This window comes from Flavobacterium sp. RSP46, from assembly GCF_003984825.1.
Lineage (GTDB): Bacteria > Bacteroidota > Bacteroidia > Flavobacteriales > Flavobacteriaceae > Flavobacterium.
Window position 1 is genome coordinate 191,268 of record NZ_RYDM01000003.1, and the last position, 24,061, is coordinate 215,328.

20 protein-coding genes and 1 tRNA gene are annotated in these 24,061 nt (G+C 35.9%); 10 read left to right on the plus strand and 11 right to left on the minus strand.

All coding sequences use genetic code 11. The annotated features are described in order from the left end of the window. Window positions 1-163: 163 nt before the first annotated feature. Window positions 164-2,011: a CocE/NonD family hydrolase gene (locus EKM01_RS07075; RefSeq protein ID WP_126767566.1), complete on the minus strand. Its 1,848-nt coding sequence runs from the start codon at window positions 2,009-2,011 to the stop codon at window positions 164-166. Window positions 2,012-2,505: 494 nt separating this feature from the next. On the opposite strand from EKM01_RS07075, the gene EKM01_RS07080 reads away from it, so the two are divergent. The 5 genes from EKM01_RS07080 to EKM01_RS07100 are packed head-to-tail and all read left to right on the plus strand — an operon-like array spanning window position 2,506 to window position 7,768. Next, a complete protein-coding gene (locus EKM01_RS07080) occupies window positions 2,506-3,978 on the plus strand; it encodes a sodium:solute symporter (RefSeq protein ID WP_126462574.1) in 1,473 nt (490 codons plus the stop codon). Next, window positions 3,959-4,393, plus strand: coding sequence for a GNAT family N-acetyltransferase (locus EKM01_RS07085; protein ID WP_126515464.1), 435 nt, complete (start codon window positions 3,959-3,961; stop codon window positions 4,391-4,393). The genes EKM01_RS07080 and EKM01_RS07085 overlap by 20 nt, the downstream gene beginning before the upstream one ends. Window positions 4,394-4,399: 6 nt before the next feature. After that, window positions 4,400-5,554, plus strand: coding sequence for an amidohydrolase (locus tag EKM01_RS07090; protein WP_126767569.1), 1,155 nt, complete (start codon window positions 4,400-4,402; stop codon window positions 5,552-5,554). Continuing rightward, window positions 5,544-6,695, plus strand: coding sequence for an alanine racemase (gene alr / locus EKM01_RS07095; RefSeq protein WP_126462583.1), 1,152 nt, complete (start codon window positions 5,544-5,546; stop codon window positions 6,693-6,695). The genes EKM01_RS07090 and alr overlap by 11 nt, the downstream gene beginning before the upstream one ends. Beyond that, entirely contained in the window at window positions 6,695-7,768 is a 1,074-nt protein-coding gene (locus EKM01_RS07100; protein WP_126462586.1) for an alanine/ornithine racemase family PLP-dependent enzyme, read from the plus strand. Before alr ends, EKM01_RS07100 begins: the two co-directional genes overlap by 1 nt. 172 nt (window positions 7,769-7,940) lie before the next feature. Here the strand turns inward: EKM01_RS07100 and EKM01_RS07105 are convergent, their stop codons facing one another. The 3 genes from EKM01_RS07105 to EKM01_RS07115 are packed head-to-tail and all read right to left on the minus strand — an operon-like array spanning window position 7,941 to window position 12,589. Next, on the minus strand, window positions 7,941-9,965 hold the full coding sequence (locus EKM01_RS07105) for a thioredoxin family protein (protein WP_126767571.1): 2,025 nt from the start codon (window positions 9,963-9,965) through the stop codon (window positions 7,941-7,943). After that, the gene (gene tilS, locus EKM01_RS07110; protein WP_126767710.1) at window positions 9,965-11,275 is read right to left on the minus strand and encodes a tRNA lysidine(34) synthetase TilS; all 1,311 of its coding nucleotides are present in this window, start codon (window positions 11,273-11,275) and stop codon (window positions 9,965-9,967) included. Before tilS ends, EKM01_RS07105 begins: the two co-directional genes overlap by 1 nt. Before the next feature lie 27 nt (window positions 11,276-11,302). Beyond that, window positions 11,303-12,589: an anthranilate synthase component I family protein gene (locus tag EKM01_RS07115; protein ID WP_126462592.1), complete on the minus strand. Its 1,287-nt coding sequence runs from the start codon at window positions 12,587-12,589 to the stop codon at window positions 11,303-11,305. Window positions 12,590-12,731: 142 nt separating this feature from the next. Here EKM01_RS07115 and EKM01_RS07120 point away from each other — a divergent pair, with 142 nt between their 5' ends. Further along, window positions 12,732-13,136 carry a VOC family protein gene (locus EKM01_RS07120; protein ID WP_126462595.1) on the plus strand — a complete coding sequence of 135 codons (405 nt, stop codon included), beginning with the start codon at window positions 12,732-12,734 and terminating at the stop codon, window positions 13,134-13,136. A 36-nt stretch (window positions 13,137-13,172) separates the two neighbouring features. Then, complete coding sequence (locus tag EKM01_RS07125) at window positions 13,173-13,553, plus strand: DoxX family membrane protein (protein ID WP_126462598.1); 381 nt, start codon at window positions 13,173-13,175, stop codon at window positions 13,551-13,553. Window positions 13,554-13,630: 77 nt separating this feature from the next. Here EKM01_RS07125 and lpdA read toward each other — a convergent pair whose 3' ends face one another. From lpdA to EKM01_RS07140, 3 genes are all read right to left on the minus strand, one after another. Then, window positions 13,631-15,034 (minus strand): dihydrolipoyl dehydrogenase, encoded by a 1,404-nt coding sequence (gene lpdA, locus EKM01_RS07130; RefSeq protein ID WP_126554111.1) that lies wholly within the window; start codon window positions 15,032-15,034, stop codon window positions 13,631-13,633. A 127-nt stretch (window positions 15,035-15,161) separates the two neighbouring features. Beyond that, a complete protein-coding gene (locus tag EKM01_RS07135) occupies window positions 15,162-15,386 on the minus strand; it encodes a hypothetical protein (RefSeq protein WP_126767574.1) in 225 nt (74 codons plus the stop codon). A 347-nt stretch (window positions 15,387-15,733) separates the two neighbouring features. Next, window positions 15,734-16,192, minus strand: a complete 459-nt coding sequence (locus EKM01_RS07140; RefSeq protein ID WP_126462604.1) for an Lrp/AsnC family transcriptional regulator — start codon at window positions 16,190-16,192, stop codon at window positions 15,734-15,736. Between the two features lie 280 nt (window positions 16,193-16,472). On the opposite strand from EKM01_RS07140, the gene EKM01_RS07145 reads away from it, so the two are divergent. Continuing rightward, window positions 16,473-17,678: an aminotransferase class I/II-fold pyridoxal phosphate-dependent enzyme gene (locus tag EKM01_RS07145; protein ID WP_126462607.1), complete on the plus strand. Its 1,206-nt coding sequence runs from the start codon at window positions 16,473-16,475 to the stop codon at window positions 17,676-17,678. Window positions 17,679-17,782: 104 nt separating this feature from the next. Here EKM01_RS07145 and EKM01_RS07150 read toward each other — a convergent pair. The 4 genes from EKM01_RS07150 to EKM01_RS07165 all read right to left on the minus strand — a co-directional run bounded on the left by EKM01_RS07150 (window position 17,783) and on the right by EKM01_RS07165 (window position 20,215). After that, window positions 17,783-17,858: transfer RNA gene (locus EKM01_RS07150), tRNA-His, on the minus strand. A 74-nt stretch (window positions 17,859-17,932) separates the two neighbouring features. After that, a complete protein-coding gene (gene bshB1 / locus EKM01_RS07155; protein ID WP_126554109.1) occupies window positions 17,933-18,649 on the minus strand; it encodes a bacillithiol biosynthesis deacetylase BshB1 in 717 nt (238 codons plus the stop codon). Window positions 18,650-18,701: 52 nt separating this feature from the next. Then, entirely contained in the window at window positions 18,702-19,778 is a 1,077-nt protein-coding gene (locus EKM01_RS07160; RefSeq protein WP_126767576.1) for a chorismate-binding protein, read from the minus strand. Further along, window positions 19,778-20,215: a PaaI family thioesterase gene (locus tag EKM01_RS07165; RefSeq protein WP_126462616.1), complete on the minus strand. Its 438-nt coding sequence runs from the start codon at window positions 20,213-20,215 to the stop codon at window positions 19,778-19,780. The genes EKM01_RS07160 and EKM01_RS07165 overlap by 1 nt, the downstream gene beginning before the upstream one ends. Window positions 20,216-20,330: 115 nt before the next feature. Between EKM01_RS07165 and EKM01_RS07170 the strand changes: the two genes are divergently transcribed. Both EKM01_RS07170 and EKM01_RS07175 read left to right on the plus strand, forming a co-directional pair. Next, entirely contained in the window at window positions 20,331-21,857 is a 1,527-nt protein-coding gene (locus EKM01_RS07170) for a hypothetical protein (RefSeq protein WP_126462619.1), read from the plus strand. Between the two features lie 151 nt (window positions 21,858-22,008). Next, window positions 22,009-23,784, plus strand: coding sequence for an endonuclease (locus EKM01_RS07175; RefSeq protein ID WP_126462622.1), 1,776 nt, complete (start codon window positions 22,009-22,011; stop codon window positions 23,782-23,784). Window positions 23,785-24,061: the final 277 nt, after the last annotated feature.

Sequence of the window (24,061 nt, forward strand, 5' to 3'; positions counted from 1 at the left end):
TTCTTATTCTTTAAACAATAAACTAAAAACTTTAAAAATAGCGTAGTACATATTAATTTTGCCTGCATCCTTTAAAACTAAAATCCCAATCTTTAAAAAAAGATTGGGATTTTAGTTTTAAATATAGTCGAATGCTTTTATGGCGCACAACCCGATTGCCGTTTTATTTTAAAACAGTACACTCAATTTTAGAGTCGTTATAAATCTTGTGCGTTTGTTTCTTAAAATCTTCAGGTTTTGCATAAAAGATATTGTCAACAAATGTCTGTGGATTCAAATCTATAAATGGAAACCACGTACTTTGAACCTGAATCTGGATTTTGTGTCCTTTTTTGAACGTATGAAATACATCTTGTAACTTAATATTAACTGCTGTTTTCTCATTGGCTACAAAAGGTTCTGGTTTTGAAAAACTATTTCTAAAACGGCCTCGCATAACTTCACTTCGTACCATCATGTGGTAATTACTCATCTTTAGATACGGAGCTACTTCTTTTGTTTCCGGTTCGTCGTTTGGGAAAACATCAATCACTTTTACAATCCAATCCGCATCAGTTCCTGTAGTAGAAACTTGTAATTTAGCCAAGATTTCTCCGGCTAATGTGGTATCATCATTCAATACTTCTGTTTCAAAAACAATCACATCCGGACGTCGTGCAGCAAAACGCTGGTCATCGGTCATGTATTTCCTTGGAGTAAGTCCGTTTTGTTTAATATCCTCCGAATAGGGTACCGGTTTCTTAGGATCACTAATAAATTCTTCAAAAGAAATATTTTGCTTAGCCAATTTTGTCAATTTACTCCCTTGCAAAAAGAAATCTTGTTTTTCAGTATTTACGGGAGGCCAGGCATCATAGGTTTTCCACTCTTTTCTTCCGGTGTCAAAAACATAAGCTTCAGGCAATTTATTAGCTCCTTTTCCATTATTTTTCAAAAAATGGCGGAAGAAATTAGATTCAATATTTTTTTGATAAAAACCAGAAATACTATCTCCAAAATTAATATTACCAATCACTTGCTTTGCTGAATTCCTAGCCCAATCACCATGACTCCAGGGTCCCATAACAATTGTGTTGTAGTTTTTACTGCTCTTTTCTATCGTACTGTAGGTATTCAAAGGACCGTATAAATCTTCGGCATCAAACCAACCTCCTACTGTCATTACCGCTGGTTTAATATTATTCAAATGCTGTAAAATTCCACGCTTTTGCCAAAAATCATCGTAACTGGAATGGTCTTTCAGCTGTTGCCAAAACTCATTCTCTTTTCCATAATATTTGTCTAAATTAGAGAGTGGTCCTGCATCCAGGAAAAACTGATAATCATCGTTTGTACCCGCATTCGTAAATTTGTACCAAGGTTCCGTAGTACGTTTTGTTTTTTGAGGGCCAAATAACGGAGTGACTTTCCAATAACTCAACAAATACGCTCCATTGTGATGAAAATCATCAAAAAAGAAATCAGCGATACATGCCTGAGGCGAAACGGCTTTCAAAGCTGGATGATTACTCAATAAAGAATATGTAGCGTAAAAACCTGGATATGAGATTCCCCAAGTTCCAACATTTCCATTATTGTTAGCCACATTTTTCACCAGCCACTCTATTGTATCATACGTATCCGAAGCTTCATCCGTATCTTTCTTGCCTTTTTTATTTGGAATAAAACCACGCATGTTGTCATACAAACCATCACTCATGAATCGTCCTCGAACATCTTGATAGACTACAATATATCCTTCTTTCATCATCGTTTCACTGGGAGAAATGCTTTTCTTGAACTGATTTTCTCCATAAGGCCCCGAGTTATATGGTGTTCTTTGCATTATAATTGGATATTTTGTAGAAACATCTTTGGGAGTATAAATGGCAGTAAACAACTCTACTCCATCACGCATTTTAATATACACTTCCTTTTTAGTATAATTTTCAGACACATAATTGGCTTTATTGTCTTGGGCAAACAGAACTGCACCAATAAAAAAAAGCGAAATACCTAATAGTTTTTTCATGAATTTTTTTGAGTTAAAATAATTTTTAAAGATAAAAAATCTCTTCGAATATTGCATCCATATTCCTTCTTTTTTGAAATTTATGAATTTTAGTTTATCAAAAAAACACCAAATATGTTAAAAAAAATAATCGTTTTTAGGATCTTTTTAAAGAAAACTGCACGGTCAGATTGGCATTTTTCATCAAAAATTTCATTCGATTTTACCTCTATAAAACCAATACTATTAATGCAAAAAGTGGCCGTTATTTGTTGCAAAAAAGACAATATCTGCATTTTAAAAGGATTTTTTAGATAATTTGCCTTACATTTGTAAAATACCAAATTATTTTTTGCGGTTAATAAAGTCTTTTTTTTGCACTTTTAACCCAAAGCTAAGATCCCTTATTTTAGAAAATATTCTAAAAAAAATCATCTTTTTTTGCAGTTTACTGCACCTTTTGCCTTTTGGAAAAATTCCATGTACAGGCTATTAAATAATCGAAAATTAATAATATGCACCTAATAGATTATGCAATCTTTGTTGTTTACATGCTGGTTATGCTAGGCGTTGGCGTTTATTTTTTCAATAAGAATAAAACCGCGGAAGATTTTTACGTTAGCGGAAGAAATATGAATAGCTGGCACATTGGTTTATCCGTTGTAGCCACAGATGTAGGTGGTGGATTCTCAATAGGATTGGGCGGTCTGGGTTTTACGATGGGAATATCCGGTTCTTGGATGCTGTTCACCGGACTGCTGGGCGCTTGGCTGAGTGCTGTTTTTCTAATTCCAAAAGTAAGTGCATTAGGACATAAATATAAGTTTTTCACTTTTCCCCAAATATTTGATCATTTTTATAATGCTAAAGTAGCGCTACTGGCCGGAATTATTTCGGCTATTGGATATCTTGGATTTACGAGTTCTCAGGTTTTGGCTGGAGCCAAATTAGCGTCGGCAACCATAGAAGGACTTAATTTACAAACAGCGCTAATTGTAATGGGACTTATCGCGGTAATTTATACAGCTATCGGAGGATTAAAAGCCGTTATTTATACCGATACAATCCAGTGGTTAGTCCTTATTGGCGGATTGGTTTTTATAGGAATTCCAGTTGCCTACAATGCCGTGGGAGGGTATGAGGCGATCAAGACTACCCTGGCACCTGAATATTTATCACTGACCAATGTAAAATGGTATCAGATTTTAAACTGGTCCATAACCATTATACCCATTTGGTTTGTAGGAATGACTTTATACCAGCGGATTTATGCTAGCAAAGGAGAGAAAGAAGCTAAAAAAGCATGGTTGATTGCGGGTGTTTTTGAATGGCCTATAATGGCATTTATGGGAGTGATTCTGGGAATGCTGGCTAAAGTGGCTGCAAACAAAGGAATGTTTGACGGTATTACAGATGCAGCCAATATGGATAGCGAAATGGGATTGCCTATTTTACTGGCCACTATACTCCCCGTTGGATTAATGGGGCTGATGCTTTCTTCCTATTTTTCGGCCATACTTTCTACCGCGGACAGCTGCTTAATGGCAGCTTCCGGAAATATTGTCACTGATATTATTGCTAAATTTTCAAAAAAAGAATTGAGTCATAAAAAAGAGCTTCGGCTCTCACAATTGGTCACCTTAATTGTAGGTCTTCTTGCTATTTTAATTGCTTCCCAAATGCAAAATGTACTGGAACTGATGCTCTACTCCTATGCTTTTATGGTGTCGGGACTATTCGTTCCGGTAATAGGCGCTTTATTTTGGAAGAAAAGCCATCCAACAGCTGCTTTTTGGAGCATGTTATTTGGGGGTGCCACCACAATCCTGCTAATTGTTACAGAGAATAAACTACCTTTAGATTTAAAATTACCGGAACATTTAGATGCAAACCTTTATGGAATAAGTATTTCTCTTATTTTATTCGTTACAATATCACTTTATCACCATAACAAAAAAGAAAGACAAAATGGAATTCAAACAAATTAATGACACAACCGGAGAAGATACAATTTATACCAATCAAATTATAGCATTATTCCTTTATACCCATTTAGAACAATATGGCGATACGATTGAAGACATTCGAAAATGTATTGATTACGTTATGAATCCTACAAAAGGAGGCAACATTGTAGTGGGAATCGAAGATCAAAAAATCGTAGGAGTTGTCATCTTGAACAACACGGGAATGAAAGATTTTATTCCTGAAAATATTTTGGTATACATTGCCGTGGACAACAGCCAACGGGGAAAAGGGTTTGGAAAACAATTGATGCAAAAAGCAATATCAATTGCCGAAGGAAATATTGCCCTGCATGTAGAACCAGATAATCCTGCCAAAAAACTGTATGAAAGCTTAGGTTTTACCAATAAATATTTGGAAATGCGCCTCATTAAATAATCCAAAATGGAAAACTCAAACCCGTCCATCGAGACACTTGTACGGTTACGAAAGGAGCTTCACAAACACCCAGAGGTTTCGGGTAAAGAAAATCAAACAGCAAAACGCGTCCTATCTTTTCTCGAAAATTACCCTCCGGATGAATTGATTACCGGAGTAGGAACAACTGGTGTGGTTGCAATTTATAAAGGTAAAAAAAATGGGAAAACAGTATTATTCCGATGTGAATTAGATGCTTTGCCAATTGAAGAAACGAATCGTTTTGAACATCGTTCACTAATTGATGGTGTCTCACACAAATGCGGACATGATGGACACATGGCTATTCTTTGTGGTTTGGCAGCTGAATTGCATCAGAACAAACCGGACTCAGGAACCGTCATTTTGCTGTTTCAACCGGCTGAAGAAGATGGTAGTGGTGCTCAAAAGGTGTTTTCAGATACTAAATTCACTTTGATTCAACCTGATTACGTCTTTGCGCTGCACAATTTACCAGGGTTTCCAATGCATCAAATTGTAGTAAAAAACGAAACTTTTACCTGCGCCGTAAATAGCATTATCATAAAATTAAAAGGAAAAACAGCTCATGCCGGTGAACCTGAAAGAGGAATTAATCCTACTCTGGCAATAGCCGCCATTATCAATCAATTTAATGCTACTATTCAGACCGATATTACCAAAGAAAACTATTGTCAGATAACTCCCATTTATACCAAAATAGGTAAAAAAGCATATGGCGTAGCAGCTGGTGCGGGAGAAATTCATTTTACAGTACGAAGTGATAGCAATTTACAGATGAGAAAGATCGAAATAGCTTTAGAAAATGCAGCCCGATCAATCGCAAAAGAATATCAACTGAAGTGTAAAACGCAATGGACACAAAGTTTCCAAGCCAATGAGAATGACAAAACTGCTGTAGCATTCATCAAAAAGGCAGCAGAAATTAATGGTTTTGAACTATTCGAAAAAGAGAAACCATTCACTTGGGGCGAAGATTTTGGTTTGTTCACACAGCACTATCCCGGCGCCATGTTCGGACTGGGAGCTGGGGTAAACACTGCCGCACTACACAATCCTGATTATGATTTTCCTGACGAAATTATAGCAACTGGAGTGGCTGTTTTTCATCACATCAGCAAACAAATTACAAATGCACACTAACTCAATAATAGAGCTTAATCGCTCCGCGTATCAAAAAAACATCGATTTTCTAAAAAAGACCTTTGGAAAAAAAGTACTGATTTCCTCTGTCGTAAAAGGAAATGCGTATGGTCATGGAGTACAGCCGTTTGTGGCTATGGCTTTTCAATGTGGTGTAACTCATTTTTCTGTTTTTGATGTTCAGGAAGCCAAAGTCGTAAAAACAACACTACAGGACAAAGCAACTATTATGGTTATGGGACTCGTTCAGGATGAAGATATGGAATGGGTAATCAAAAATGATATTGAATTTTTTGTCTTTGATAAAACTCGACTGACGAAAGCTATGAAAACAGCTAAAAAACTCGAAAAAAAAGCAATTCTGCACATTGAAGTAGAAACCGGAATGAACCGAACTGGTTTTGATAAGAACGAACTGAATACTGTTATTACTTTTTTAAAGAAAGAAGAACAACATCTTACTTTCAAAGGGCTTTGTACTCATTATGCCGGGGCCGAAAGTATAGCTAATTATTACAGAGTGGATCAGCAAATCAAGAAGTTTGAAGAAATTTATGCCTTTTTTTGTAAAAATGATCTGAAGCCACAAATGAGACATTCTGCTTGCTCTGCAGCATCAATAATGTTTCCACAAACCAGAATGGATATGGTGCGAATCGGAATAATGCAATACGGATTGTGGTCCAGTCCGGAAGTATTTGTTACCTATCTCAATTCTAAAAAAAATAAAATAGATCCGCTGCAACGCGTTATCACTTGGAAAAGTGCTATAATGAGCGTAAAGAAAGTAAATATTGGTGATTTTATTGGGTATGGAACCAGTTTTATGGCCAAAAGAAAAATGAAAATTGCTGTTATCCCTATTGGTTACTGCCACGGATACAGTCGCTCGTTGAGCAACCAAGGTCGTGTACTTATTCATGGACAACGCTGTATTGTAGTGGGTTCCGTAAACATGAACATGATGACTGTCGATGTTACTGATATCGACATGGCAAAAAAAGAAGATGAAGTGGTCTTGATAGGCACACAAAAAGAGCTATCCGTTTCTGTAGCTTCCTTTAGTGATTTCAGCAACCAACTCAATTACGAATTATTAACTCGGATTTCCAAATCAATTCCACGTAAAATCATAGAATAATGGCTTTTATAAAACTATATCGCAAAAAACTTGAAGAAAATTATGCCTTTCTGGATACTATTTTTAAATCCAGAAATATACAATGGGGCGTGGTTTCCAAACTATTGTGTGGAAATAAAATTTATCTCAAAGAAATCATCGCTTTAGGAGTACGTGAAATTCATGATTCCAGAGTAAGTAATTTGAAAAAAATTAAAGCCTTGGATCCGGAAATCCAAACCGTGTATATTAAACCACCTGCTAAACGAAGTATTGAAAGTATTGTGCGGTATGCTGACATCAGTTTTAATACTGAAATCTATACCATACAATTACTTTCAGAGGAAGCCGTAAAACAAAACAAGACCCATAAAATCATCATTATGATTGAAATGGGAGACCTTCGTGAAGGTGTAATGGGAGAAGAATTGATCGATTTTTATGGCACAATTCTAAAAATGCCTAATATTGAAATCTCTGGAATTGGTACCAATTTCAATTGCCTTAGCGGTGTAATGCCCACGCAGGACAAATTGATTCAATTGAGCTTATACAAACAGCTAATTGAAGCTAAATTCAATATCAGTATTCCATTTGTCTCCGGAGGAACTTCTGTAACTGTACCGCTACTCCTAAAAAATGCCCGACCAATGGCCGTGAATCATTTTCGAATAGGGGAAGCCCTATTTTTCGGGAAAGATTTGTTTACAGGAAATACCATAGAAGGAATGCACAATGATGTTTTCAAATTATACGCTGAAATCATCGAAATTACAGAAAAACCAAATACACCAACAGGGGAGTTAGGCGAGAATGTAGCCGGAAATTCCTTTTCGATGGATGCTGTCACTGATTTAGGCGATACTTCCCTTAGAGCTATTCTAGACATTGGTTTGTTAGACATGCAACCACAATACATCGAATCTGATGATACGGATATCACTATAGTAGACGCCAGTTCTGACATGCTGGTTATAGACATTTCAAATTCTAAAAAAAATTATAAAATTGGGGATTTAGTGGCGTTCAAAATACGATATATGGGCGCATTGTACCTTTTAAATTCTGCTTATATCGAGAAAATAATCGAATAAAAGGCAATTTTATACCCTACCTTGTATACGCATCTCACGCATCAAAACCGAGTAAATTAAGTCTATAGTATTAAATATAAACACAAATTACACGAATTTCCACGAATTAAATCGTAGAAATTAGTGCAATTCGTGTTTAATATTAGATCTAGTATTTTTCCAGACGTACCTGTTATTCTACCTTTTTAAATCTATCAATTCCTTCTCTTAACCATCCTTTGTAGGCATTGATATCTGAGTTATAACTTTCTGGTTTATCAGACAGCATATTCTCTTCTACATCTAAAACAATGTAATACGGTTGCGCATTGGCTTTGTACCTTGTAATTTGGAAATCGCTCCATTTATTACCCACACTTACAATTTCTTTACCCGTTTCTTTAGATACGTATTGCTCGCTTTTTGGTAATTCTCTTTTATCATCTACATACAAAGAAATCAATACCACTTCTTCTTGTAATATTTTTAAAATCGCAGGATCTGACCACACATAATCTTCCATTTTTCTGCAATTCACACAGGCATAACCCGTAAAGTCAAGTAAAATAGGTTTGTTTACTGATTTGGCATAAGCCAATCCTTTTTCATAATTATCAAAAGCAATAAGATCATGTGGCCCTAAATGTGCGCCTTCCGGCAAAATTTGGGCAGATGCATTTGAGCCACCTTGGGAGTTTCCTACTCCGTAAGGACTTTCGCTATAGGTCATTGGCGGCGGGAAACCAGAAATTAATTTTAATGGCGCTCCCCAAATCCCAGGAATCAAATAGATGGTAAAGGCCAAAACTACTAATCCAAAGGACAGTCGTCCTACTGAAATATGTGTCATCGGGCTATCGTGCGGCAACGTAATTTTTCCGAATAAATAAAAGGCCAATGTTCCAAAAATAGCGATCCATATTGCCAAGAACACTTCTCTTTCCAAGAAATGCAATTGCAAAACCAAATCAGCATTCGACAAAAATTTAAATGCCAAAGCCAATTCTAAAAATCCTAAAACAACTTTAACAGTATTCAACCAACCACCGGATTTTGGCAATGAATTCAACCAACCCGGGAACATCGCAAACAACATAAAGGGTAAGGCTAGAGCCAATGAAAACCCAAACATACCCACAATTGGAGCTATTCCGCCTTTAGAAGCCGCTTCGACTAATAGGGTTCCTACAATCGGTCCGGTACACGAAAAGGAGACAATCGCTAACGCCAAAGCCATGAATAAAATTCCAACTATCCCACCTCTATCCGCTTGATTATCCACTTTATTTGCCCAAGAATTAGGCAGCATAATCTCAAAACCACCCAAAAATGAAGCTGCAAAAGTGACTAACAAAACAAAGAAAATAATATTGAACCAAACATTCGTGGACAACGCATTCAGCGCATCGGCACCAAAAATCCACGTCACTAAGAATCCTAAAACTACATAAATGAATATGATAGCTACTCCATAAATAATGGCATTACTAATCCCTTTTGCTTTTGTTTTGCTTTGTTTAGTAAAAAAACTGACTGTCATAGGAATCATTGGGAAGACACAAGGCGTAAGCAATGCGGCAAATCCAGATAAAAAAGCAATGAAGAAAATAGACCATAATCCTCTTTTTGTAGCTGGTTCAGAGTCTAGAGGAACGATTTTTTCAGGAGTACTCACCTGCTCCTCCGTAATTGCAATTTGCGAAACTACGGTATCAACTTTTACAGAATCTACTATGGTTACATCCGTTGCTACTGCCGTTGTTTTTGAAACCGCAGGAATTGCAAACGTGAAATTCTTCTCCATATTAATACAAACCTCTTTGCACACCTGATAATTAAAATCGACTTTAATTTCGGTCAACTTTGGATTTGTTAGTGTAATTTCCTGTTGAATTTGACCTTTCTTTTCGAAGAATGTTTCGTTAACTTCAAATATGTCATTAAAAGCAGTTCTCGTTTTGCTTTCTTTGGCTTTGCCCACTAAAGTGAAGTTCCCTTTTTGGTTTTTGAAAATGATTTCCAGTGGCAACGGCCCTCCGTCTGGAGTAAATTGAGAATACAAATGCCAATCCTTTTCTATAACAACATTAAAAGTAAGGATATAATTAGTGTCCGATTTTTTTTCTATTTTAGTTGTCCATTTGGCGGGATCCAGAATCTGGGCATTTCCATTGGCAAAAGCCAAAAAAGCAATAAGTATAAATAGTAGTTTCTTCATTATTCTGATTGTATTTTAAGTATATTTTTAGTTGTGTTGTCTATTCTAAAGCGTTCATCCTGACGTAGACCAATTATCCAGACTATTTCATCATTCGAACATAAAAGCCAAGAATTTTCTTTTTCTAGCAAGGATAATTTTTCATCTTTAAAAAACTTGCTCACTTTCTTTGACTTACCGTTCATCCCAAAAGGCTGAAAACTATCGCCTTCGTTCCAATGGCGTAAAATTAATGGATACTGCACTTTATCACCATCTACAAAGATAGTTTTATTTGAAACGATACCAATGTCGGCTACTTTGCAAAACGTAAGATTTAAGGGAATATTAACTTCTTTTTGATTTTCATCTATAAAATATTTGTCCTCTACATTTACGAAATTTATCGGACTTAGGATTAAGTAATCCCTGTCTTTTAATACTCTATATTCTGGAGAAAAAACATGTTTCCCAGATTGACTATCAACCAAATCATAAATATCATCCCAAGCTTTGAATCCAAATTCTTTCAGCCATTGGTACAAATAAGATTTGTAATTGGGTAATTTTTTTAGTTTTTTTAAATCAAAATAAATAGTCTCATTCTCTTGCTTTACCACTTGCTGATAAATCATAATCGAAGCATCTTCAGCCATAACTTGCGCGTCTTGCAAATACAGTTGTGTTTTGTGAAACGAGGAAAGAAAATTAGAATTCAATTCTTTTAACATCGGAACCAGATGATGCCGAATTTTATTCCGAAGGTATTTATCGGATGCATTACTGCTGTCCTCGCGCCATTTAATGTTATTTAATTTGGCATAATCTTCCATTTCTTTTTGGTTAAAGGCCAAAAGTGGGCGAATTACTTTATCGTTCTGCTCCGGAATTCCTGTCAAACCTTCTAATCCTGTTCCACGACTCAGATTGATTAGGAACGTTTCCAAATTATCATCGGCATGATGTGCTGTGAGAATATAATCGAATTTTTCAGTCTCTAATAACTCATAAAACCAGTTATATCGCAACTCGCGGGCTGCAACTTGTGTCGAAATTTTATAATCTTCAGAAAAAGCTTTGGTGTCAAATTGTGTTATAAATACTGGAATAGCATTTGCCGCAGCATATTCCTGGACAAAATTTTGGTCTTCAAAACTTTCCATTCCACGCAATTGAAAATTACAATGGGCCATTCCTATTGTATATTTCAATTGCTGAAACAAATGCACCAATACCATACTGTCTTTCCCGCCACTTGTAGCAAGAAGTATTTTTTTTCCGTTCAAGAACTGGAAATTATGAAGAAGATGGTTTTGGAATTTCTGTAGCATATTCAAATTTAATTCATTCATTTTGATTTAACTTAAAACTTCTCGCATCGCTTTTGCTTTAAGCAAACATTCTTCATACTCCTTTTCAGGAATTGATGGCGACGTGATAGCGCTTCCAACTGAAAAAGAAACATATTTTTTTTCTTGATTGTACAAAATGCTTCGGATAACTACATTAAAATCGAAATCACCATTTGGTGTAAAATACCCCACAGCACCGCTATATAAACCGCGTTTTGTTTCTTCGAGTTTTTCAATTATTTTCATCACCGAAATCTTTGGTGCACCCGTCATACTTCCCATTGGGAAAGTTGTTTTTAAAGTATCTACTATAGAATAGTGCGCCTCTAACTTTGACGTAACCGTTGATATCATCTGATGCACTTGCAAAAAAGAATAAATTGTACACAACTCTTGTACTTCAACGGATCCTTTTTGTGCTGTTCGAGACAAATCATTGCGCACTAAATCCGTAATCATAATATTTTCGGCTCGTTCTTTTGGGTCTAAAGCCAATTGCATTTTCGATTTTTCATCTTCAATTGGGTCTGAAAATCGTTTTGCAGTTCCTTTAATCGGTTGCGAAATAATAAGTTCTCCTTCTTTCCTTAAATAACGTTCCGGTGTCGCCGAAAGTAAAAAGTGATTGTTGTTTTTAAAAAAAACGGCAAATGGCGGCTGAGAAATTTCGTTGAGTTTTATAAATTTTTCTATGGGATCAATCGTTGCATTTTCAGCAAAAAATTCCATACAGAAATTGGCTTCATAAATATCGCCCTGATGAATGTGTTCCAATATTTTTGAAACTTTTTGAAGATAATTCTCTTTCGGAATCCGTTGTTGGATCGTTATTTGTGAATTTTGAACGCTCAACGCTGAACACTGAACACTAATTTCTTTAAAGTCTGCCTCCACTTCCTCCACACACATATTGAGATATTGAATTTCGAGTTGATTTCCTTTCAATAAAAACAGTTTCTTAGGTTGGAAAAAATACAAATCCGGAAAATCCAGCCCGTCAAAATTAGCAGATTGCAACTGCTCAATATCATTTTTTAAATCATACGATAAATAACCAAAAAGCCAGTCTTTCGTATTTTGCTGGTACTGTTTCAAATCCTCAAAGGCATTGTAAACATCTGTTTTGATGGAGGTAAAAGCATCTACGGCAAGAATACAATCGCAACTGGAGTACTGTTGCGGATACTCATTACTATCCATAAAAACAACTTCACGAAATTGTTGTGACCAAAGTAAAAGTTGTTGTTTGAACAATTTTGAATCAGAAATAGACTTATAAATTGAAGTTCTCAAAAAGTTTTAATGTTTAAAAATTCAAAATTACAACAAAAAAAATTCTTCAATAACTGGTTATGCTAAAATTAGCTTATTTTTTTGTAAATTTGGTAGTGCGTGATCAATTTTGGATTTTTTTAATCGTTTAATCATTCCCGTTATGGCTTCAAAAATTTTCCTTAATTTAGCAGTTAAAGACCTTAAAAAATCCATTGTTTTTTTTACACAACTCGGATTTTCTTTCAATCCTCAATTTACTGATGAACAAGCCACTTGCATGATTACAGGAAAAAACATTTTTGTGATGCTGCTTACTGAGCAACGATTTAGAGACTTTACCAAAAAAGAAATTTGCAATGCCCATAAAAATACCGAAGTATTAATCGCAATAGATGTTGAAAGCAAAAAAAAAGTGGACGAAATAGTACAAAAAGCGATATTTGCGGGTGGTACAACGTATATGGAGCCACAAGATCACGGATCGATGTATGCCCATGGTTTTGCGGATTTGGACGGACACCAATGGGAAATTATGTGTATGGATGAACGTGCAATTCCCCAATAATTATTCTCAAATATGTAACCAATAAAACCATATACTATGAAAATTGTAATTATTATTATCCGAACTTTAATTGGAATTTTACTTCTTTATGCATCAATTAGTTTTTTTCTGAAACTAGCTCCAGAACCGGAGGTTACCGGAAATTTCAAGGCTTTTAATGTGGGCTTGGTTGCCTCTACTTACATTATGCCATTAGCCAAGTCTATTGAGTTGTTATGTGGCCTAGCCTTTTTGACAGGGCGTTATGTTACTCTTGCCAGTATTTTGATTTTACCAATAACCATCAACATTTTATTCATAAATTTTTTCTTGTCTCCAGAGGGAATTCCTACTGCCCTTTTCTTATTCTTGGGAAATATGTTTCTAATTTTTAACCATTGGAACAATTATAAAAGTTTATTTATTGCTAAAGACTAAATAAGTGCACCTCATAACAAAAAAACCCGCTCAATGTAGCGGGTTTCTTTATTCTAAAGCAAAAATTTATTCTTTAATTACACATGCAACGCTCTATTGTCAGTAGCGGCTAGTGCTGCTTCTTTGATCGCTTCTGCAAATGTTGGATGAGCATGAGACATTCTGGAAATATCTTCAGCAGAGGCTTTGAATTCCATTGCAACTACTGCTTCAGCAATTAAATCCGCACAACGAGCCCCAATCATGTGAACGCCTAGTACTTCATCTGTTTTTGCATCAGCAAGAATTTTTACAAATCCGTCTAAATCTCCACCAGCTCTTGCGCGTCCTAAAGCTTTGAAAGGAAAACTTCCTGCTTTATACTCAACTCCGGAAGCTTTCAATTGCTCCTCTGTTTGTCCTACAGCAGCCACTTCTGGCCAAGTGTACACAACTCCGGGAATCAAATTATAATCGATATGTGGTTTTTGACCTGCTAATATTTCAGCCACCATGGCTCCTTCTTCTTCTGCTTTGTGTGCTAACATTGCGCCACGCACCACATCGCCAATTGCATAAATAGTAGGAACTGAAGTTTGCAAATGATCATTTACTTCTACCATTCCTCTATCTGAGATTTTCACACCTGCTTTATCAGCATTTAATCCGTCAGTATACGGACGACGACCTACAGAAACTAAGGAATAATCCCCTTCCAGCGTAATTGTTTCTCCTTTTGTATTTTCAGCTTGAACTACAACGCCTTCACCATTTCGTTCTACGGATTTCACTTTGTGTGAAACATAGAATTTCATGCCTTGTTTTTTTAATACTTTAGTCAATTCTTTAGACAATGAAGCATCCATTCCAGGAATAATTCGGTCTAAATATTCTACAACAGAAACTTGTGATCCCAATCGCAAATACACTTGACCTAATTCGATCCCGATAACTCCACCACCAATAATTACTAAATGTTTTGGTACTTCTTTAAGTTTCAATGCTTCGGTTGAAGTGATGATTCTTTCTTTATCAATTTTGATAAAAGGCAAAGAAGATGGTTTTGAACCTGTAGCGATAATGATGTTTTTGGCTTCGATAGTTTCAGAAGTTCCGTCTGCTTTTGCCACCGCAACATGCGTAGCATCAACAAATGAACCCAATCCTTCCAGAACTGTAATTTTATTTTTGTCCATTAAAAATTTCACACCACCAGAAGTCTGATCTACAACTGCTTGTTTGCGCGCAATCATTTTTTCAAGGTTTACTTTTACTTCCCCGGAAACTTCAATTCCGTGATCTGCAAAATGTGCAATTTCACTGTAATGATGAGAAGAAGCAAGCAGTGCTTTTGAAGGAATACAACCAACATTGAGGCAAGTTCCTCCAAGAGTGGAATATTTTTCGATAATTGCTGTTTTAAAACCCAGTTGTGCACAACGAATTGCTGATACATATCCGCCTGGTCCAGAACCTATAATGACTACGTCAAATGAACTCATAGTATTTTTTTTTATTGTGTTTTTATAAAATGTTCCACAAAATTAAGGAATTAAGTTTTGTTTGAAGTTTAATTCAGAAGGTTTTTTGTTATGAAAATGACATAACCAATATTCATCAAAAAATTATTTATGGCTTTTTAGAAGGATCTCTATAAGTATGAAAATCAGAGTAAATAATAATTTCATCATTAAATACTTCATAAATAATTACAAAAGGGAATTTTTTAAAGGATAATTCTCTGAAAAACGGTTCTTTTTTTAGTGGGAATAGTTCAGGATTCATTTTTAATATTTTTAAATATCCTTTCAGGTAAACAAAAAAACTTTCCCTAATCCCTTTTTTTACTTTCATAAATTTCAATAGCCTCAATTATTTCAATTTCTGCTAATTTTGAAATAACTATTTTAAAAACCATATTTGGCATTTAATTGCTTCTCCAAATCTTCCCAAGAAGTTGATAAACTATTCCCGGAATGATAGACGGTTCTGGCTTCTTCCACTTTTTGATACTGATTATCCGAAACTAGGGAAGCTTTTTCTCAGTTTAAAATAGCGTCAAATATTCCTTCCAAAACGACTAATTTTGAATCATCCTGGATAAGTTTTCCAAAATTCACAATACCCTTTTGTCTAATTTCTTTAGTTTTCATGGAGCAATTGATTTATTCTAAATTTAATGACATTAAAACAATCAACATTTATATATCAACGACAGTCGTGCTTTTTACTTCGCTAATCATAAATGTGCTGTGCGTACTTCCTATATGTTGTAATGTCGTTAGTTTCGTTACTAAAAACTCTCGATAAGCTTCCATATCTTTTACCACAATTTTCAGGATATAATCATAATCACCGCTCACATGATGACATTCTAAAACTTCTTTTAGTTTCACCACTTCACTTTCGAACTTCGTGAGAAACTCTTTGGTATGCTGTATCAATTTGAGGTGACAAAAAACCACAAATCCTTTCTCGGCTTTGGAGCGATTAATCAACGCAACATACTTGTCAATAACCCCTTCTCTTTCTAATTTTTTAATGCGTTCATAAACGGCAGTAACGGAAAGATTGAGTTTTAAGGACAATTCTTTGGTTGTTTTCTTACTATCATTTTGTAATAAAAAAAGTAATTTTTTGTCTGTTGAATCTAATGTCATTGTGTTGCAAATTTCAAATTGATAGATAATCTATAAAAATCCTGATTACCGAACTAATTTAGTGAAAAAAATTAATTATTTAGTGTTATATAGTTTTATAATCTAATAAAACTACAGACTATTGATTTTTAATCTTAAAATATTTTGTTTTGAATAGGATTTCTTGACATACCGGAATGTCCAAGCCCTGATAGCAACGGCATCCTTTTACTTTTTTCTTTAAAAAGTAAAAGATAGAGTGAATAGCAGGAATAGCTTCAAATAACAATAAAAAATAATTATGAAAAATTTCAATCCCGCAGACAACATTCAGGATTTGCAGTACTTTGGCGAATTTGGTGGTGTGAATCCCTCTATTTCTGACTCCTCAACCTACACTTTTTTATCGGCAAAAACGATGTTCGATACTTTTGAAGGCAATATGGAAGGCTGTTATTTGTATTCACGTCATTCCTCGCCGAGTAATTTATACCTGGACAAAGCCTTGGCAGCCATGGAAGGCACGGAAACAGCGAACGTTTCGGCATCCGGAATGGGAGCGATTACGCCTACTTTGTTGCAATTGTGCGGTTCCGGCGACCATATTGTTTCTAGCAGAACCATTTATGGCGGAACGTATGCATTCCTGAAGAATTTTACACCTAGATTAGGTATCAAAACCACATTTGTTGACATCACAAAACTTGAAGTTGTAGAGGCTGCTATTACTGCTGAAACTAAAGTTTTGTATTGTGAGACGGTGAGCAATCCTTTATTGGAAGTGGCTGATATTGAAGGTTTATCAAAAATTGCAAAAAGACATAATTTGAAATTAGTTGTTGATAATACTTTTTCGCCACTATCCGTTTCGCCTGCTAAATTAGGAGCTGATATTGTGATTCACAGTTTGACAAAATACATCAACGGAAGCAGTGATACGGTGGGCGGAGTAACATGCGCCTCTCAGGAATTTATTGATAGTTTAAAAAATGTAAACAGTGGAGCCAGCATGTTATTGGGGCCAACGATGGATAGTCTGCGATCTGCCAGTGTGATGAAAAACTTGCGTACGCTGCACATCAGAATGAAACAGCACAGCCATAATGCGATGTATCTGGCGGAACGTTTTGAAAAAGACGGAATCAAAACAGTCTATCCGGGGTTAAAAAGCCATCCCAGTCATGAGATCTATAAAAGCATGATTAATCCTGAATATGGTTTTGGCGGGATGATGACGCTGGATGTTGGAACTTTGGTGAAAGCCAATGCTTTGATGGAGTTGATGCAGGCCAAAAATCTAGGGTATCTGGCGGTGAGTTTAGGCTTTTATAAAACCTTATTCAGCGCGCCGGGAACCTCAACTTCCAGCGAAATCCCTTTGGAGGAACAAATTGAAATGGGATTGACAGACGGTTTGATTCGGTTTTCTATCGGATTAGACAATGATATTGAAAGAACGTATCAAAGTATGAAGGTCTGTATGATGGAATTGAATCTGCTAAAATAAGGAGCCATAGTCATAGAATGATTATCCTTTAGCCGCGTATCATTTTTAAGAAAAACTAGAAAACACAAAAAAAGCTTCGAATTTCTTCGAAGCTTTTGCTTTCTGGGTGGAAGACGGGGCTCGAACCCGCGACCCTCGGTACCACAAACCGATGCTCTAACCAACTGAGCTACAACCACCATTTGCTTAGCGGTTGCAAATATACGATATAAGTTTATTTCTGCAAATATTTATTTCAAAAAATTACATGAAAATTAGATCAAATCTGCTAAGCTATTGACTGCCAAATATCTTTCAGTCGTAAAACCTTCTGCATGATCCAGTCCTGCAATCCTTCCTAAATCTCTGGAGCGATAATTCAGGCTTTCCAGAAAGTTTTTGCTTGTTATTGGGGATTCCGGTTCCTTTGAGTTGGCATCATAAAACTGGGAACTGTAGGCTAAAATTGCTTCAATTTTTTTATCGGTAAAACCTGTAATGTCGACTACAAAATCCGGCTCTATATTTTTCCATTGAATGTAATGGTAGACAATTTTTGGCCGCCAAGGCGCTTGCTTTTCGCCTGCTAATGAAGTTTCTATCTTGATCAACCCGGATAAAAAACAAGCATCAGACACTAATTTACTTCCTTTTGCATGATCAATATGGCGGTCATCAATAGCATTGCATAGAATAATTTCCGGCTGGTACTTGCGAATCATTTGTATAATTTCTAATTGGTGTTTTTCGTCATTGACAAAAAAGCCATCTCGCATTTCTAAATTCTCACGCACTGAAACGCCCAATATTTTTGCAGCAGCATTCGCTTCCTGATCTCTGATATCAGCGGAACCGCGAGTCCCTAATTCGCCACGTGTCAAATCAATAATCCCAACTGTTTTTCCTAAGGACATTTCTTTTAAAATGGTTCCCGCACAACCCAACTCTACATCATCAGGATGCGCACCAAAAGCCAATATATCTAATTTCATTATTTTCTGTTTATTTTATTTAAAGTTATACTAACTCGCCTTCATCTAATATTTATAATACTTTTTTCATTGTCATTGATTTATGGACGCTTTCCTCCCACTCTTTTTCAGGGACGCTATCTTTTGTGATACCACAACCCATATACAAATATGCGCTAGTCAATGCGAGATTCGAATCAAAATCAATTTGCATGCACCGCAAATTTACAAACAAATCAGAACTTACGGTATTGGTCGTGAAACTGCTGTTCAATTCCCCCAGAAAACCGGTGTAAAAACTCCTGTCGTACTGCTCGTTTTCTAGAATAAAAGTCTTAGCACTTTCTTTTGGCAATCCACAAACGGCAGGTGTGGGATGCAATAACTGAATTACTTTTTGCAAGCTGGAATCGGAATTTAAACGTCCAGAAATATCTGTTTTTATATGCCAGATACTTCCCGCTTTGACGCTGTACGGCTCCGTCACCAAAACTCCGGAAGCCACACTTTCCAGTTTTGAAACAATATAATCCGTTACAAACTGCTGTTCTTCTTTTTCTTTTTTGTGCCAAGTAATTTCGGATAAACCCAAATCTTTCTGCGTTCCCGCCAAAGAAATCGTTTCAAAAACGGCTTCAGTTGCTTTCAGTAATTGCTCCGGTGTAGCGCCCAACCAAGTTCCAATTTTTGGATGATAAAAACAATACACAAAAGTAGAAGGATAAAGCTGTACTAATTTTTCGAAAGTGGAAACCAAATCAAAATCTGCTACTTCAACGGTTTCTTTTCTGGAAAGCACTACTTTATTACATTCGTTATTCTTTATGGACTGGATCCCTTTGGAAACTAAAGCTTCAAAATTATTTTTAGCCAAGGCATCTACAATCGTAAATTCATTTTGAGAAATAGCATTTTCTTTTTTTTCCAAAGTAACCCGCACCATTTCCGATTCATTTTCAGGAATCAAATGCGTTTTTGCTCCATCAAAAGAGGCAAAAACAAACCCTTTTTCGGTAAAATCAACAGCTGAAAATACCGTGTCATTTTGTTGAAAAAAACCAATTACTTCTGCTGAATCAGGCTTACAATACAAAACAAAAGGTAGTTTTTCCTGAAACTGTTTTTTGGCTTTAGCTATAATTGCTTCCATTATTTGTTTTCGCTTTTTCTTTTTGGCAAAATCATATTAGTCAATTTACAAAGCGATATTAAGGTATTATTTTCATCCGTAATTCGTATTTCCCAAAGATGAATGCTTCGTCCTTTGTGCACGATTCGAGCTGTTGCCGTTACAATTCCGTCCCGCTTTGCTTTCAAATGATTGGCTGAAATCTCGATTCCGCGCACTTCACTTAGCTCAGAATTCACATACAGCATAGAAGCGGCACTGCCCACACTTTCTGCTAAAGCTACTGAAGCACCACCATGCAACAATCCCATTGGCTGATGTACGGATGGATTAACAGGCATTGTGGCTACTAAAAAATCTTCTCCTGCATCAGTATATTCAATATTCAACGTTTGCATTAAGGTGTTTTTAGAAATGTGATTGCAATATTGAAGTATTTTTTCTTTGTCGAATGTCATGTTATTGGCTTTAGAAACGTAAAAATAAATAAAAGATAAGTCACAAAACAGTAATTGCAATTGTTATTCTGATTTCGAAATAGATTTTTCCTATTTTTACAAAAAATACAACTAGATGCGTGCCAAAATAGTCCTGCTTTTTATTGGAATAGTATTCTCCATTTGTTCCTGCCGATCTGATTTTGAGACCGTAGCCAGCACCGGTGATTTAGCTTTTTCCAAAGACACTATTTATCTCGACACTGTTTTTTCAAACATTGGTTCCAGCACGTACCGACTCAAAGTATTCAACAAAAGCAAAAATGACATTACCATTCCAACCATTAAATTAGGAAAAGGATTAAGTTCTAAATACCGAATGACCGTTGACGGAATGCAGGGAACGGAAGGTAAAATTTTTACTAATGTGGCTCTTTTAGCCAAAGACAGTTTGTATATTTTCATAGAAACCACTGCAAATAGTACTGATGCTAACCCAAACGATTTTTTATACACCGATCAAATTCAGTTTGACAGTGGCGAAAACCGGCAAAATGTAGAACTGGTAACGCTCATTCAAGACGCTGTTTTTCTTTATCCAAAGCGTTTTACTAATGGAACTACTGAAACACTTCCTATTGGAGACCAAAAAATAGATGGCTTTTATCTGGATGAAAACGATCCTGTAAATGGAAATGAATTACAGTTTACCAATGACAAACCCTATGTAATTTATGGCTACGCAGCAGTTCCTTCGAATAAAACAGCCACTTTTGAGGCGGGAACCCGAGTTCATTTCCATGCTAATTCTGGGCTTATAGTAACCAATGATGCCTCCATCAATATTAATGGAACAGTATCTATAACGGATAAACTGGAAAACGAAGTCATTTTTGAAGGCGACCGTTTAGAAACTAATTTTTCGGATGTTCCGGGACAATGGGGAACCATTTGGCTTACTGATGGCAGTACGAATAACACATTGAATCACCTGACGATTAAAAATGCCACTATCGGATTATTGATTCAAAATAATGATGGCAGTACAGTTTCTATCAAAAACACTCAAATTTACAACAGCAGTACCTTTGGAATTTTGGCGCAGACCGCAAAAATAAATGGAGAAAACATAGTCATCAATAATGCCGGATTAGCCAGTTTAGCCTGTACGTATGGCGGAAATTATTCCTTTACACATTCAACCTTCAATAACAACTGGAACAGTTCCCAACAAGTGGCGGTTTTGATAAATAATTATATTTTGGGAGCAATTCCGGAAGTTAAAGATTTAACCGCAGCTACTTTTAACAACTGCATTATTTACGGTTCCTATTCAAACGAAATGAGTTTAAACAAGAAAACGGGAGCCACTTTTGAATACCAATTTAATAATTGCCTGATTAAATTTGATAACACATCGAATCAATTTGCAACGAATCCTGATTATCAATTCAGTACGGATACGGCACATTACAATGCGATACTTTTGAACAAGGATCCAAAATTCTTTAATATAACACAGAACAAATTTAATATTAACGAAACTTCGGCTGCTTTCGCAAAAGGGAATTCGGCATACCTGATTCCGTTAGATATTACAGGAAACACCAGAAGTTTACCCCCTGATTTAGGCGCATATCAAAACAAAGTATTCCCAAAATAAACAACTTTGAATGACAACACAAACTAAGACAAAACGCCTCCTATAATTAACTATTTAGTAACCTGATACACCGATTTAAAGAGTAGTTTTATCAAAAATTTTACTCAAAAATCCAATCTATTTTAAAACCAATTTAATCTATTATCAGACTATGAAACAAATCTACTCACTTCTCTTTTTATTTCTTTTCACGGCAGGTTTTGCGCAAGCGCCAGCAGGATATTATACCAATGCCACAGGAACGGGCTACACGTTGAAAACTCAATTATACAACATCATCAAAGACCATACAGTACAAACGTATGCAGGCTTATATGTTACTTATGAAACTTCCGATATTGATAATTTCTTTGAAAAGGACGGAACAGTTTTAGATATGTACTCTGAAAATCCTGCCGGAGCTGATCCATACACATACACTATTGCAACTACGCAACGATGCGGAAGCAGTGGTTACGCAAAAGAAGGAGATTGTTACAATCGAGAACACATTATACCGCAATCTATATTCAGCGAAGCCTTACCAATGGTTTCTGATGCGCATTTCATAACGCCTACTGACGGAGAAGTAAATGGAATCCGATCTAATTACCCGCATTCTGTAGTAGCAACCGCTACTCAAACTACCCTTAACGGAAGTAAACTTGGAGCCAGTACAACAGCAGGTTATACAGGTCCTGTTTTTGAACCAATAGATGAATTCAAAGGGGATATTGCCCGTATGTATTTCTATTTTGCCACTCGTTATGAAAATACAGTTGCCGGATACAATTACCCAATGTTCAACAATTCAACTAGTAAAGTATTTACCACCGCATTTTTAAATCAACTGCTGGCTTGGCACAATCAAGATCCGGTAAGTGCCAGAGAAATTGCCCGTAACAACGCTATTTATGCGCGCCAGAACAATAGAAATCCTTACATTGACAATCCTAACTATGTAACGGCTATTTGGAAAACTGAAGCGGTTGATATTGAAGCTCCCTCTGCTGTTACAAACTTAATAGTAACCGAAACAACTTCAAACTCGGCTACTTTAACATGGACAGCAGCTACAGATAATGTTGGTGTTACCGGTTATGATGTGTATGTAAACGGTACATTAAAATCTACCGAAACAGGGTTAACTGCTACAGTAAACGGTTTAGTTGCATCTACCACTTATTCCTTTTATATTATAACCAGAGATGCTGAAAGAAATTCTTCGGTTGCCAGTACATCAGTAAATGGAACCACCAAAGCACCAGCTGCCGGTACCACTTTTTGTGCCTCTGAAGATTTTCAAACTATTCCTGCAAATGCAAGTTCTTATGCTACACAAACGTGGACTAACGCAGGAATAACATGGACCTCTACTGATTCTCGTACCGACCAAACATTAAATTCAAGAGCAATAACAATACGAAATGGCGCTCTTACCTCTTCATCTGTTGCTAATGGTATCAAGGATTTGACAGTTACCACCCAGCTTATTTTTTCTGGATCTGCAGGATCTTTTAAACTGAATGTCAATGGAACAGAAGTTGGCACTATCCCTTACAGCAGTACGTCAACGACGACGACAATACCAAACATCAATGTAACTGGGAATGTGATTATTACCCTTTCTGGAAACAGCACAGCATCAAATCGTGTTCGATTTGATGATCTTTCTTGGACTTGTGCCGCTTCACTTGGTGTTGATCAATTAGAAACAAAAAGTTTTGAAATTTATCCCAATCCATCCAATGGAAATATCAAAATAAATTTCAATAATTCAAATGAAAAATACTCGGTTCAAGTATTTTCAGTATTAGGACAAAAAGTTTTTGAAAAAGAGTATACCAACAGTTCTTCTGCAGCGGTTAACAATCTTCAAAAAGGAGTTTATTTAATTAAAATAACCAACGATTCTAAATCAGTTACTAAAAAACTAATTGTAAACTAATTTAAGTACGAACCATTTCTTTTAAAGCGGCATTTATTGCCGCTTTTTTTGTTTTATTTTAGACTTGTTTTATACATAAAAAATTGCTTTAGCTCCTTTACAACTTAACGCTACAGGTTTGCTGTTTATTTTTCTAAAAAAAATGCAACCTGTTGTACTTCAAATGTTACTAATTATGTTAATAAAAATGCAAATACCTTCATAATTTCATAACATATACCATCCAAAATGTTATAAATTTGTGAGTCTTCAGTATTTTCCCATTTGGAAGCCTGAG